The 11956-nt window shown below is 61.4% G+C and carries 16 protein-coding genes; 4 read left to right on the top strand and 12 right to left on the bottom strand.

Annotated features, from left to right (window positions below):
- Together N826_RS41050 and N826_RS41045 are read left to right on the top strand one after the other, a co-directional pair.
- Nucleotides 1-437 (top strand): c-type cytochrome (locus tag N826_RS41050; protein WP_052832745.1); only part of this gene is annotated, 437 nt, incomplete at its 5' end.
- 176 nt (nt 438-613) lie between these two features.
- Nucleotides 614-1441, top strand: coding sequence for a type II secretion system minor pseudopilin (locus tag N826_RS41045; RefSeq protein ID WP_052832744.1), 828 nt, complete (start codon nt 614-616; stop codon nt 1439-1441).
- A 47-nt stretch (nt 1442-1488) separates the two neighbouring features.
- On the opposite strand, the gene N826_RS41040 is transcribed toward N826_RS41045, so the two are convergent.
- From N826_RS41040 to N826_RS36950, 7 genes are all read right to left on the bottom strand, one after another.
- Nucleotides 1489-2067 (bottom strand): hypothetical protein, encoded by a 579-nt coding sequence (locus N826_RS41040; RefSeq protein ID WP_052832743.1) that lies wholly within the window; start codon nt 2065-2067, stop codon nt 1489-1491.
- Nucleotides 2068-2165: 98 nt separating this feature from the next.
- Nucleotides 2166-2726 (bottom strand): type II secretion system protein GspJ, encoded by a 561-nt coding sequence (locus N826_RS36975; RefSeq protein WP_169789491.1) that lies wholly within the window; start codon nt 2724-2726, stop codon nt 2166-2168.
- Nucleotides 2723-3202, bottom strand: a complete 480-nt coding sequence (locus N826_RS41035) for a type II secretion system protein (protein WP_052832742.1) — start codon at nt 3200-3202, stop codon at nt 2723-2725. The genes N826_RS36975 and N826_RS41035 overlap by 4 nt, the downstream gene beginning before the upstream one ends.
- The gene (locus N826_RS36965) at nt 3195-3644 is read right to left on the bottom strand and encodes a GspH/FimT family pseudopilin (protein WP_052832741.1); all 450 of its coding nucleotides are present in this window, start codon (nt 3642-3644) and stop codon (nt 3195-3197) included. The genes N826_RS41035 and N826_RS36965 overlap by 8 nt, the downstream gene beginning before the upstream one ends.
- A 55-nt stretch (nt 3645-3699) precedes the next feature.
- Nucleotides 3700-4161, bottom strand: a complete 462-nt coding sequence (gene gspG, locus N826_RS36960) for a type II secretion system major pseudopilin GspG (protein ID WP_044437473.1) — start codon at nt 4159-4161, stop codon at nt 3700-3702.
- A gap of 158 nt (nt 4162-4319) precedes the next feature.
- Nucleotides 4320-5069 carry an anti-sigma factor family protein gene (locus N826_RS36955; protein ID WP_044437461.1) on the bottom strand — a complete coding sequence of 250 codons (750 nt, stop codon included), beginning with the start codon at nt 5067-5069 and terminating at the stop codon, nt 4320-4322.
- Nucleotides 5070-5222: 153 nt separating this feature from the next.
- Nucleotides 5223-5786 (bottom strand): RNA polymerase sigma factor, encoded by a 564-nt coding sequence (locus N826_RS36950; RefSeq protein WP_147040999.1) that lies wholly within the window; start codon nt 5784-5786, stop codon nt 5223-5225.
- A gap of 423 nt (nt 5787-6209) precedes the next feature.
- Here N826_RS36950 and N826_RS36945 point away from each other — a divergent pair, with 423 nt between their 5' ends.
- On the top strand, nt 6210-6626 hold the full coding sequence (locus N826_RS36945) for a VOC family protein (RefSeq protein ID WP_211099492.1): 417 nt from the start codon (nt 6210-6212) through the stop codon (nt 6624-6626).
- 584 nt (nt 6627-7210) lie between these two features.
- Here the strand turns inward: N826_RS36945 and N826_RS36940 are convergent.
- The 5 genes from N826_RS36940 to N826_RS36925 form a co-directional block, all read right to left on the bottom strand.
- Nucleotides 7211-7447 (bottom strand): anti-sigma factor, encoded by a 237-nt coding sequence (locus N826_RS36940; RefSeq protein WP_044437459.1) that lies wholly within the window; start codon nt 7445-7447, stop codon nt 7211-7213.
- A 730-nt stretch (nt 7448-8177) separates the two neighbouring features.
- Nucleotides 8178-9152 carry a RodZ family helix-turn-helix domain-containing protein gene (locus N826_RS41030; RefSeq protein ID WP_052832739.1) on the bottom strand — a complete coding sequence of 325 codons (975 nt, stop codon included), beginning with the start codon at nt 9150-9152 and terminating at the stop codon, nt 8178-8180.
- Between the two features lie 50 nt (nt 9153-9202).
- A complete protein-coding gene (locus tag N826_RS36935) occupies nt 9203-9718 on the bottom strand; it encodes a hypothetical protein (RefSeq protein ID WP_044437457.1) in 516 nt (171 codons plus the stop codon).
- 209 nt (nt 9719-9927) lie between these two features.
- On the bottom strand, nt 9928-10974 hold the full coding sequence (locus tag N826_RS41025) for a multicopper oxidase domain-containing protein (RefSeq protein ID WP_084721510.1): 1047 nt from the start codon (nt 10972-10974) through the stop codon (nt 9928-9930).
- Between the two features lie 77 nt (nt 10975-11051).
- A complete protein-coding gene (locus tag N826_RS36925) occupies nt 11052-11570 on the bottom strand; it encodes a cupredoxin domain-containing protein (RefSeq protein ID WP_052832737.1) in 519 nt (172 codons plus the stop codon).
- A 229-nt stretch (nt 11571-11799) separates the two neighbouring features.
- Here N826_RS36925 and N826_RS46190 point away from each other — a divergent pair.
- Nucleotides 11800-11956, top strand: a 157-nt coding sequence (locus tag N826_RS46190) for a sigma factor-like helix-turn-helix DNA-binding protein (protein ID WP_211099493.1), incomplete at its 3' end; no start/stop codon positions are given.

The following is an 11956-nucleotide window of genomic DNA, read 5'->3' as shown; positions in this document are numbered from 1 at the left end:
CCGCCAGCGCCGCCGGCGCCCAGTCGCCGCAGCCGGTGTCGTCCGATCCCACGGCTGTGGTCAAGGATCGTGAAACGACCATGAAATCCATGGGCGACGCGATGAAGAAGATTTCGGCCTACGTCAAGAATGAGGGCGGCACCATCGACGGGGTGCGCGAGGGCGCCTCAGCCATCGGTCAAGCCTCGCACAAGATCGTGCCGAACCTGTTCCCGGCGGCAACCGGCATCGGCAACATCGAGGGCAGCGAGGCCAAACCGGAAATCTGGCAGCAGTGGGGGCAGTTCGAGCAGGCCGCCACGCGGCTGGTGACGGCGAGCGACGGACTGTCGAGTGCGGCTCAAGGCGAGGATCGTGCGGCGATCGTCCGGCAGTTCGGCCAGGTCGGTCAGGCCTGCGGCGGCTGCCACGATAATTTCCGCCAGAAGAAGAGCTGAGCGTAAATTGCGGCCCGGGTGCGCCGGCACGAGGCTCACCGGAGTATCCGGGCTGCAACTCAGGTTTCAACGTTCTGCCATTCTGGCATCTCCGTCGGGCATCACGCTCTGCGCGACCCACGCGACGCACCCGCCGGCGCAGTGAGTTCCGGCGTTAGTCACCAAGGAATGCGGCCATGCGTCGGCCTGGCTTCGCGCTGATCGCGGTGTTCTGGATCATCATGGTGGTCGGCCTGTTCGCCGCAATCGTCGCTTCGCGCACTGGGTTCGACATCGAGCGCAGCGGCTGGGCGGTCGATGTCGGCAGGGTCCGGGCCGCCGTCGATGGTGCTGCCGAGGAAGCGGCATTCGAACTGATCGGCCGTCTTGGATCAGGAGGGTTGGTGACGAACCTGACCGATCTCGCACAGTTCGAGATCGTCATCGATGATATCAGGGTCCTTGTGGCGCTGGAGGACGAGGACGGCAAGATCGACCTTAACGGCGCCCAGCCGGAACTGCTGGCCGCACTGCTGGATGTGGTGCTTCAGCGGGACCCGACACTGGCAACGGATGATTCCCTGACCCTCTCGGAGAGGATCGCTGATTTCCGCGACATCGATAATCTTCGCCGGCTTCACGGGGCTGAAGATCCCGATTACGCCGCCGAGGGGCTTGCTGCCGGGGCGAAGGATACGGCCTTAGACACGGTGGGGGAACTGGGCCAGGTTCTCGGGGTGACGGCCGGCCTGGCTGCTGCTGTGGAACCCTACGTGACCGTTTACAGCGGGCGCTCGCAGTTCGATCCTGATGCCGGTTCACTGGAGCTCAAGCCGATGATCGACGCCATCAACGCCGCGGGCCTGACCTCCAGCGTGGCGCCGTCGCGCCGCCGCGTGTTCTCCGTGACAGCCAGTGCCGCGCTGCCGAACGGAGTGGCTTTTACCCGCACTGCGGGATTTCGGATCACCGGCAATGCGGCTCAACCCGTTGCGTGGTTTGGCTGGCGCCCAACCGATCGCTGATCATGAGACCGTTTCCCAAACAGCCAGAATGGTGATCGGGCTGCCCCTCACATCCGCTGCCCGGCATCCACTGCAGCGGTTCCGCCATCGACCTCCTCCGCCAGTTCCGGCTCGCGCTGGACGATCTCGACGACAGGCTTCTGTCCCGGCTGGTTGAGATGGACCGTGGCCTCGGTTGCCTCCTTGGAAAAGGTGACGCTTTGGCGCCGAACCGAGGTGATGCGCCAGCCGTCAATCTCATGTCCGAGAGCAATGCGATGAAGCCGACTTTCCTCCTGGCGGAGCGACAGGATGGCGACCGAACTCCGTCCGGACAGACCGATGCCGCGAACGATCGGAACGTCAATCTCGGCCTCTGCGGCTTGCTGCTCCGCTTCCCCGGCGGCCACCGCCTCGGGTACGTGCGGTCGGCGTCCGGCTGTGAACAGGGGTCTGTCGGTCAGCACCCGTATCTGCGTCCCATCCTCGATGCCTGCGGACGGTGCCGACCGGACCACCTGAGATGGTGCGGCGGATTCGATCACCGGCGCTTCGATGTCGGGCTGCCAGTTCAATCCGTGACCCAGCATCGCGGCACCGCCCGCGAGGGTCAGCAGCGACAGGAGAAAAGCAGAGGAAACGCGCATCTTGTATACCCTCAATCTCTTTATCTTGACGCTCAATCATCGTCCGGTACTGTTCCGGCGTTACTGCGCCGGCAAGCTCTTTCCCGCTTCCGGCCGACCTACCGGTTACGCATGACCACGCGAAACGGCTGCCATCCAGCGGAGGCGCCACCGTCAAGGCTCAATTCTACCATGCTCGGCATCCTTAGTCCTACGGGCCAGGCATCCCGCCAACCGAGGTTGTCGGAAGCGTCCCAGTAGCGGAACCCGACCCGGCTAACCCCTTCCAGCAGGATCCGCTCACCCGCGGCGGCGACGTCCGCGGTCGGGCGAAGCAATTGCCAGCTCATCCTCAACCCGCCGTCCGACCGGCTGAACGTGACGATATGGGGACCGGCCTTGCCGAAGCGCTCCGGCAGGACGGTGACGAACCGCAGCACCTGAGGCTCTCCGGTGAAGATCAGCGGTGCACGCTCGCGCCGGTCGGACCGGATCGGCATCGCGGTTTCCAGCCAGTCGGCAATCTGCCGGCGCACCAGAAAACCGTGTCCGCCATCACCGCGCGGAGCCGCGGCGCGCGCGGCCAGGGCTATGGCCTGCTGACCCGCCACCATGATGAAGGCGAGCAGCGTCATGGCCACCAGCATCTCAAGCAGGGTAAAACCCGGGCGCCGGCTCACCGGCTCGCCCCGGCAATGAGGCGGCGGCTGACCAGGCCAACCCCGCGCGTTCCCCGCATGGACATCCACGACACGTCCGCTCGGACCTCGATGAGGCCGGCGATGCTCTGACCGGTGGTGTTGTTGACGGTGCGCAGGCAGCAGGTCGTGATCTGCCAGGAGTAGCCGTCCGGGGTTGTGCCATCCACCGCAGGCAAGGGCATCGGGATGGTTCTGCCGACCTCGGCGAGCAGCTGCTCCGCCAGCAGGACAGCCGCCTCTGAACGTTCCGCCCGCTCCGCGACGGCTGTCCCAAGGGAAATCCTCGGCATCATGGCGCCGAGAGCGATACCGAGAATGGCGAGCGCCACCAGGACCTCGATCAGGCTGAACCCCGGACGATGACGGCTGTTCCGGCGAAAGCGCCTGCGCAAACCACCAGGGCGCTGGAGCCGGGCAGGGAAGAAGCGGATGTGGCCGGCGGCTGGTTCAGTCACTGACTTCAATCCTCCCGCTCAGCCAGTCCGCGGCGATACGAGTTTCGCTCTGCTGGGTTGACGGTACATCAATAATGATGGTGCCACCTGATGAGCCGCCGTCGGGATAGAACTCTATGGCGGTCGTGGTTGGCTGTCCCGGCGCCGCGTTGTCGATTCCCAGGACATGAATGTCGGCATTCGGGAGCTGCCCCTGTGATCCGGATGGCTGTGTGCTCCAGACCCTGTTCCTGATGTCGAAGACGATCCGTACGGGTGTCTGCGCGGCTACGGCCCAGTAGCGGGCACGTGCCAGTGCTTCCCCCAGTTCCCGGACGGCGGCACGTTCCGAGTGACTCTCCACCCACACCCCGCCGAGGCGCGGCGCCGCCAGCATGGCCAGACCGATGATCGTGATGACCACGAGCATCTCGATCAGGGTAAAGCCGGCGGCACGTTCCATCAGCGCCCCTGACAGCCGGTGCCCGTAAGGCCTGGCATGGTGTTAAGCCGGGGGATCACCAGCTGCCGATGTCCTGGTTCTCTCCGGTCCCGCCGGCGGCATTGTCGGCACCCAGCGAGAACACCTCGACCTCGGCATGTTCGCCAGGGGTGCGGTATTGGAATTCCCGGCCCCAGGGATCCTTGATCATGTCGGGCTTGCGCAGGTAGGGGCCATTCCAGCGCTGCGCGCCGTTAGGCCGCTGCACCAGAGCCCGCAGTCCATCCTGGGTAGCCGGATAGCTGCCGGTGTCGAGCCGGTACATATCGAGCGTGGTCGAGATGTTCTGGATCTGCAGTTTGGCCGCGTCAACCTTGGCGCCGCTCAGGTATCGCGCGACCGCCGGGGCCGTCACCGAGGCCAGCAGTCCCAGAATGACAAGAACGACCAGCAACTCGAGGAGAGTGAAGCCGGCGGGCGCCGCGGGGCGCTTCCGGCCTGCTCCGCGGTTGCCGGCCTGGTGGCGGGCGTTTCTCATGACTTCCTCCAGCACATTGGAAAGGACCGGCAGCATAACTCCGCTGGCGAGCCGGACCTGAAGTGATGACGGATAGCAAGGATAGTTATTCCGTTGTGAAGCGAATTATTCATGCTGGCTGGCCGATTTCGAAGAGGCCGGGCGGCCGTGAGCGGCGGTCAGGCGATCTGGAAATGGCGTCTGACTTTGTCGGTCAGCGTGTCGAGTTCCGCGTCACTGAGGGCGCCCACGATGATGTAGAGATGTCCGCCGGCGTCCCAGGCCACTGCGTTCATCCCGTGCCCCGGATCATAGCGGGTGGGCGGACTTTTCGGCTGGTCCGAGGGCGTGATGCACAGCGCGATCGGCTGCCGGTCGGGAGATGTATAGAGCAGTTCAGCGATCGGCTTGTCCGCCTCTGCCAGCAGGCGGCCGCCCTCGAATGCCCAGCCCTCACCCGTCAGGTTGGGAACTGTCAGCGTCCGGCCGATCCGCGAACCCAGCCACTCCTCGATATGGTCCTTGCAGGATGCCGGGACCTCCGCCAGATGCTCCGTCTCCTGCGCGTAGACCGAATGGTAGGCTGCAACGTCCGCCATGAAGTCGGCCCGATCAGCCCCGCCCCTGGTGATGATGAAGCCGACGCCGGCCAGAAAAACAATCACGGCTGCGGCAGCTGCGACGCTCCCGGTCCAGGAAGGGCGTGGCAGGTAATCTTTCTTTGGCCGGACCTGCAGGTGGACGACATTATCCGCTTGTTCAGGCTCAGAAAAGGCAAGCCGCAGCAGTACCGCGGTGTCGCGGAAAACCTTCACCTTGGACTGCGCCTCAGCGTCCCGGGCGATCAGGGATTCCACCTGCCGGCGGGTTTCCTCGGATAGTTCACCGTCCACGTAGGCGACAAGGATTTCATCGGTCAGGTGGATCATGATATTTCCGTGCGGGATCCGTCACCGGGCTCGCATCTGTCAGTTGGCGGCATGACATTTCAAGACGCTTCGTCTCCCCTGCCGCACCGTGGCCGCTCGCCGGCACTTGGGGATCTGCTGAAACCGCTGCCCGGACCCAGGCGGTCTCAGGAATCAGCCGGTCTTTCCGTCCGCCTGCGGCGCTTCACCATCGTTTGACTGGCGCAGCTTTTCCGCCAGTGCCAGACGGGCTCGGCTCAATCGGCTCGCCAGAACCCCTGCCGGAATGCTCAGAACGCCGGCCGCCTCCTGATAGCTCAGTCCGTCAACGCAGACAAGCATCAGAACCGCTCTTTGATCCACCGGCAGGCTAGCCATTTCCAATCGGACACGGGTCAGGTTGGGCGGTTCGGAGACGCTATGCCCTCCGCGCTTGCCGGCGATCTCGCCATCAGTCTCCAGGGGATCAGGATATTTCGTGGGCATGCTGCGGTTCTCGTCGACCCAGGCGTTGTGGATCACACGATACATCCAGTTTTCCAGTCGCGCCACTTTGTCGGGCGTTTCCGGAGTCCTGAGGAAGCGCTCACATGCCCGCTGCACCAGATTATCCGCGTCATCCCGCAATCCCGTAAGTGTATGCGCAAATCTCTGCATCTTGGGCAGAATGGACACCAATTTTTCTTTCACGGTCCCGCCATTTTCTTCAAGTATCCTCCAAGGATCACGATACTGCACGAGGTGCCTCAGGGGATCTTATCCGGAGAAAACGAAATTGAAAAATTATCATAAAAAGAAACCGCACTCTGCTAGTTGCTTATTCCGGCTATGTCTGGAAAGGTATAGCCAGCTTATGCTGCATATCGCTTTTATGCGGATCCTATCTACAATAAAGAGAGTAATTTTTCGGTTGTCATTTCTACGGCATAGCCATCCTGCTTGAAAGCAAATATTTGGTTGCGGGGTTGACATCAGGTGCCTGCCATTCTATTGCTGTCCGCATTCGGAGAGCAATCAACGCTGTTCATCAATAGTCTACTTTCGACTTGAACGGCTGCATAGACACTCATAGGCTATCCGGTATGATGATCGAAGCGCATGAGCCGCAGTGCGCATCCATTGACTGAAACGAGGCGGCCGTCCGCTTCCGCCCCAGATGTCATGGAAATCCTTCTGATCGAGCAAGTGTTATACAAAATCCTGTCCGGAGGAAAACAAATGGACCTTCAGAGGATCTATACCGTCCTGCTCACCACAGATCTTGCGGCGGCCGAACTCTGGTATACGAAGCTGCTCGGGCGCGGACCGGATTTTCGGCCGATGGCCTCGATGGTGCAGTGGGAGTTCTTCGATCAAGGCGGAGTAGTGCTTTCAACCGACAGTGTGATAGCCGACAGGGGTGTCGTGTTCCTTGTTGTTGATGATGTGGCGGCCGAGCGCCGTAGATTGAACGACTTGGGGATTGTGCTCGGGGACGACATTGAGGGCGATTACTCCACGCTGGCGCAGGTGCGTGATCCCGACGGCAACCTGCTCACGCTGGCGACGCCACCTTCACGGCCTTATCCGCCTGCATAACCGCGCCGTCAAAGCGCCCTTCATGCGCGAAGCGGGCTGGATTTGCCAAGCAGTTCGACCGATGCTCAGTGTGCAGTATTGGAGGGGCGGCTCACTCCTGCCTCACATTCGGGGCGGCCGCGCAAATGGCCTAGGCGGCGGATTGGCGAGGCGATCCGAACCCGAACAGAACTCCTGCGCTTAATCCGCTGTTTGGATTTCCAGATCCATCTCTCCTCTGCCGATGCCGGCAGGGATGCTGATTCTGTAGATGCGAAGGTTAAGGCAAATATAATGCTGCCCTGAGTGATCCGGTCTGGCTCCGCAACCGTACTTAGATGGGGTAGATGGACGGTCAGTGCGGAGCGCATGGTCATGACGGTTCTGCAAGATCGGTGGCTTCAACGTCTGAACGTAATGCGGGGGAACAGCGGCTATGAAATGGCATGAGGCAGAGCCGACCCTGATGATCGCCAAGCCCTGCCCGTTGCACCTGTCACACCTTCAGTTCTTCACCTCGCGTCCAAGTCGTTCGAGAGCCGAAACTCGTTCTCGTCCAGGTTTGTATACACCCCAGGAAGTGCCCCCTGTAGATTATACGGCGGCTAGGATGAGCAGGCACTGTCGTCCGCTGCCTTCGGGAATGCCGATCGAACAAGCGTGCAGCTCAACTGCATCATCTCTGCGATCTGGCGGGCCTCTGAGCTGGATTTCAGAAGCGTTTCCACATAGCGGCGACCTGCCTCGTCCAGTTCTCCATCGACGTAGGCCATGATCAGGCATTCATCAGGAATATCATGTGGAATACTGCTGCTCTGCTCACCACTGACCAGTTTAAGCATGAACCTTCTCCGGAGAATCGGGCAAAACCCGTCTCATCATACATTTGTAACGCAGAGCTGTCTGTTTCAATCTTTCAAGAAACAAACGCGAAAATTTTTATATAGTTTGAGACATGACTGATTTCTCTTTCCATGACGCTGTCAGGTACCTAAACCTACCCACCGTCGTCTTCGATTGTTCTCACGGTCCGCTCGATCGGAGAGGCGAGCGGCATGCAGACCGGCTCCCAACGGCGCACAGCGATACTCCGCAATGCCATATTTTGCATCTAGAGAAGACGGTACTGCCTGTAACATTGATAGTCATTTAGGCTCACATTTTCAGTAGATAGTTGTGAGAAAGTTCAGTTTAAGGTTGTGAGAAAGCTAAACCATTTTGTGCCTTCAGGACAGCTACGATGATCCGCCCATATCGCTCTTGAAGCGGCCGGTTAATGCCGGAGACTTTGGGCTACGGTACTGGTCGTTTCGGTCCATCTTTCCTTCCTCGGGCTCGCCAACGCTCGGTCACTCTCTTATGACGATCCAGAGACCAGTATATTCCCGTTAATTTTGCGCACCATGGATCCCGGTCTTGTGAAAGATGAGCCGGGACTGCCTGAACCGATCGGCTGGTAGCGAGCGGCCGCAACATCGGATCTCCTATCGAATGCCGATGCTGGAAGGCATGTTGCTGCTGGCGGAGCGAAAGAAGGCCCGCGATCCGGTCGGACCGCGGGCCAGCCAAGTGTTATCGGCGCTCGACCGCTGCCGTGGCTGTGTAGGTCTTGCCGGAGACCGTGTATCTTGCCAGCACATCCGCCGGACACTGCTGCGTCACGCCTTTGATTTCGGCCTTGAACCGGTAAACTCCCTTGCCCGGGTCAGAGACATCGGCGGTCACCGTGGCGGTGCCGTACTGCACCGAACCCGCACCGTTGAGGAGGGTGACGGTGCCGCTGGTCGGTGTCGTGGCGCCCCGGACATCCCACTCGAGACGGTCGGCGGCGCGCTGCCGGCACTCCGCGCGAAGGATACTCACCCGCGGCGTCTGGCTGGCGTCATCGCCGGTCGCAGTTGCGGAGTAGGCGTAGAAGGTGCCCGGACCCGTGCCAGCAGGGCTTGGCACATGATATCCGGCCACAACGATGTCGGTACCGACCGGCACGGAAGCCGGCGATATTTCGAATCCGGCCGCGTTCTTCGTCTTCTGGCCCGGCATACGGGCATCATAGACAACCGGCGCCGTTCCCGGGGCGGGAGGCGTGTCGGGGTAGGGCCTGGCTGCCGGAGATGAGGGCAGTAGAATGACCGGCTTGCCCTCGACCTCGAAGCCGGTCGCGTCGTTCTTCGTCACGGTGCCGATCAGGTGATGCTCGGCTGGTTCGACGAAGAGCTGCTGGGCATACAGGCCGGTTGCATCCCGCGTTCCCGTGACAATGGCTTTGCCGTTGAGAAAGCCAGGCTCGGCCCGACCCGGCAAGGCGGGGCCGTTCGCCAGATCCTCGTATTTCAGCTTGGCTGTCGGGGATGCTAATTTGGTTTCCGGCAGGATTTTGACGGTGAGGCCCATGACCTTGACTGTCGTGGCGCCGTTCTCGGCGGTCGCGGCCTCGAGCGGGCCCTCGATCTCGAGCACTCCCTGCTTGGAGCTTTGCGCCAGGGCGGATGAGGCGCAGAACAGAAGGGCGGTCGTCACGAAGAGTGTGGAGCGGAGAATGCGCATGGAAACAGTTCTTCTTTTTCGCAGTGTGGAAATGAAGTGCGACACACAGATCAGGACGAACAGCCGCGGGCGCCGAGGCGGTGCCTGATCCGGAATTGCTCGGCTTTCAGGCTGAATGTCTTGGCACTGTCATCGTTCAGATCGTGGAATTGCGTGATGTCATCGGCATAGATGACCGTCGCGGTGGCGAGCAGCGTCGCCTCGGCCTCCAGGCGGGCCCGGTCAGCGGCCGATTTGAAGCGGAGATAAGGCTCCGGCATCCGGTCCGACGGGACATAGACGTAACAATTCTTCACGTCCCTATCCAGGCCGAGCTTGTCGCGGTCATCGCCCGGCTCATTGGCGCCGCCTTTGTCGTCGGCGGCCGGACCTGTGGCACCGCCCTTATCGTCGGCGACCGGACCGGCAAGGCCGCCCTTGTCATCGGCTCCTTTGTTCTCATTGTTCCTCTTGGCTTCCCTGATCGCCTCACGGCCGAAATCACTGCCCTCTTTGGCGTCAGCCATCAGCGGAACAGCCATGCCGGCGATCGACAGCGCGACCGCACATGCTACGAACTTCAACATCTGGATCCTTCCTCCCGGAGGTGTCTGGACAATAGGCGACCTCAAGCCCATGACGGATGGCGAGGCCCGTTATTCCAAACCTCGCACAGCAAAAAAGTGGCAGCCTCGAAGATTTTTGAATCTTAAAGTTGAGACCTGCCGGGCACTGTCCGCACGATGATGCGGAGTGCCCGACCGTCCCGGGGCTTGTCAGGAAGCCCTGTTCGCCTTCAGGTCACCTCGATCCAGGTCCTGGCCAGACCGCCGGCCGCGTGGGGCCGGTTGGTGATCCAGTCTCTGTAGGTCGCGGTCACTTCGTAGCGGCCGGGCTGGGCGTTGTGGATCATGAACGTCGTCCGCTGGGCCGGCGTCAGGTTGGTCGGCGCCTTTGCAGCAACCGGAATTGGCTTTGAGAAGGTACCCAGCTGGGGGTTCGTCCGGAGCGGCCTGCCGTCCATCTCGACGATCGTGCTGTTGATGCCGATGCTGATGTCGAGATTGCTGTAGGTCGCATTGATCGCCCGCAGCAGGATGTTCTGTCCCTTCTTGGCCCGAACCATGACGCGTGCGTCCCGCTCTGTTCTCGGGTGAGGCACCCCACTGATCAGGAAGTATTTGGGCTGAAAACGGTTGAGCCCGGCGTCCTCGCCGCACAGGCCGGCGGCATGGTTCAATTCATGCCAGCGCGGATCGACATCGTCGAAGGACCAGATAGCCTCGGCCTGGTAGCGAAGATCGGTGGTTTGGTCCTCGTCGGCGGGGTGTCTTTCGTAAAGCAGTCCCGGTCCACTCGGAGGATCGATGATCAGCGGACCGTACATGCCCATCTCGAAATGGAGCACGGTGTTCTTATGGCAGTGATAGAAGTAGGTGCCCGGTGATTTGGCCTGCCACTGGTATGTGTACTGGTTGCTGACCTCGAACGAGGTGTGGCCGACGCCGTCGTTCATCGGGGTCGGCTCGATGCCGTGCCAGTGGATGGTGTGGGTGTTCTTGGCCGCGTCCAAGGTCGCGTGGATGATCTGGCCCTGGCGGACCCGGATCAGCGGCGACGGCCAGGTCCGGTCGCCGCCGGAGGTATTGGGATCGACGAAGCCCCAGAACCGGATATCGCGTCCGTCCGGCATGGTGACGTCGAAAGAGCCGTGGACCTTTCTAAAGATGCGAACGGTGGGCGGCAGTTTGTCCGGAGTCTCGATGACGTTTGAATTGGGGTCGCAGCTGAACTCATCGTACTCCGCGGGATCCGTCATTGGACGGGGAATGGTGACAGCCATAGGGCCTCCGCATGTAAAAGTCGGCAGCAGAATTCAGAGTCGGGCATGTCCGTCCCGTTAAGGGCTGGATTGATTGCTTAGAGCGGACCTTCGATGACCCAGTCCGTCACCAGCCCAAGCGGGTAGGAACCTCCTGCGGAAGTCTGGGAAATCTCGTTGTGGCAGTGCATGGGGTAGAGCAGGGGAAACTTCTCCTGGCGCGGCGGCCAGGCGGCGTCGGGGATTTCCGGTGGCTTGGTGAAGGGCAGCAGCAAGTCCCGGCGCATCAGGGGAGGCATCGACCAGGTGTCCTCCTCGATGATGTTGTTGAGGACCCGGACCTCGTGGTTGGCGGAAACGATCTCCGCCGTGGTGAAGACGTGGTTGCCGTGAATGTGGAGGGAGTGGGTCGCCAGCCCGGCATTGAGTGCCCGGAGCAGCAGCGGCTGGCCAACCCGGCCGCGGGGAACAGTCTGCTCATCATGGGCCGCATCGACCCCGCTCAGGCCATTGAGGGTGAAATACCGCGGAAGAAAAGATCCGACCAGCCCCAGGGCTCCGGCAAGATCACCGGCTTCGGCCAGCCTGTTGACCCTAGGATCGATCTGGTTGAGCACCCAGATCTTGTCGCGCCCGAGTGGCCACGGATTACCGGGAAACCGGGCATGGTTGCCGAGTGCCGAGTGATCGGTGCGCTTGAAAATGAACAGGACGACCGGGCGAAAGTGAACAGCTTATTCGGCAGCCTGAACAGCTGAAGGGGTTGAGAAACCCGGAGGCTGCTCGCGCCTTCATTGCATCAGGTCCGGCAAGTACTGTCCGCCGTCGTTGAAGACGGGGAGACAGATGCCGAGAGAGAGGGTTGCGATGAGGAAGGTGAAGGAAGTGCTGCGTCTACGCTACGAACTCGGGATGAGCTACAGCCAGATCCGTCAGAGCTGTGGGGTCAGCCTAGGTACGCTGAACAACCTGCTGGTGCGGGCGGAACAGGCAGGGCTGACGA

The sequence above is a fragment of the Skermanella aerolata KACC 11604 genome (genome assembly GCF_000936425.1).
In the GTDB taxonomy this organism is placed as follows: domain Bacteria; phylum Pseudomonadota; class Alphaproteobacteria; order Azospirillales; family Azospirillaceae; genus Skermanella; species Skermanella aerolata.
The sequence above is the reverse complement of the archived record's forward strand: the minus strand, read 5'-3'. Positions and strand labels throughout refer to the sequence as shown.

Coding starts and splice junctions, on each gene's coding strand:
- N826_RS41045 (WP_052832744.1), top strand. CDS start 614: ATGCGTCGGCCTGGCTTCGCGCTGATCGCGGTGTTCTGGATCATCATG.
- N826_RS41040 (WP_052832743.1), bottom strand. CDS start 2,067: ATGCGCGTTTCCTCTGCTTTTCTCCTGTCGCTGCTGACCCTCGCGGGC.
- N826_RS36965 (WP_052832741.1), bottom strand. CDS start 3,644: ATGGAACGTGCCGCCGGCTTTACCCTGATCGAGATGCTCGTGGTCATC.
- gspG (WP_044437473.1), bottom strand. CDS start 4,161: ATGAGAAACGCCCGCCACCAGGCCGGCAACCGCGGAGCAGGCCGGAAG.
- N826_RS36955 (WP_044437461.1), bottom strand. CDS start 5,069: ATGATCCACCTGACCGATGAAATCCTTGTCGCCTACGTGGACGGTGAA.
- N826_RS36945 (WP_211099492.1), top strand. CDS start 6,210: ATGGAAATCCTTCTGATCGAGCAAGTGTTATACAAAATCCTGTCCGGA.
- N826_RS36940 (WP_044437459.1), bottom strand. CDS start 7,447: ATGCTTAAACTGGTCAGTGGTGAGCAGAGCAGCAGTATTCCACATGAT.
- N826_RS41030 (WP_052832739.1), bottom strand. CDS start 9,152: ATGCGCATTCTCCGCTCCACACTCTTCGTGACGACCGCCCTTCTGTTC.
- N826_RS36935 (WP_044437457.1), bottom strand. CDS start 9,718: ATGTTGAAGTTCGTAGCATGTGCGGTCGCGCTGTCGATCGCCGGCATG.
- N826_RS41025 (WP_084721510.1), bottom strand. CDS start 10,974: ATGGCTGTCACCATTCCCCGTCCAATGACGGATCCCGCGGAGTACGAT.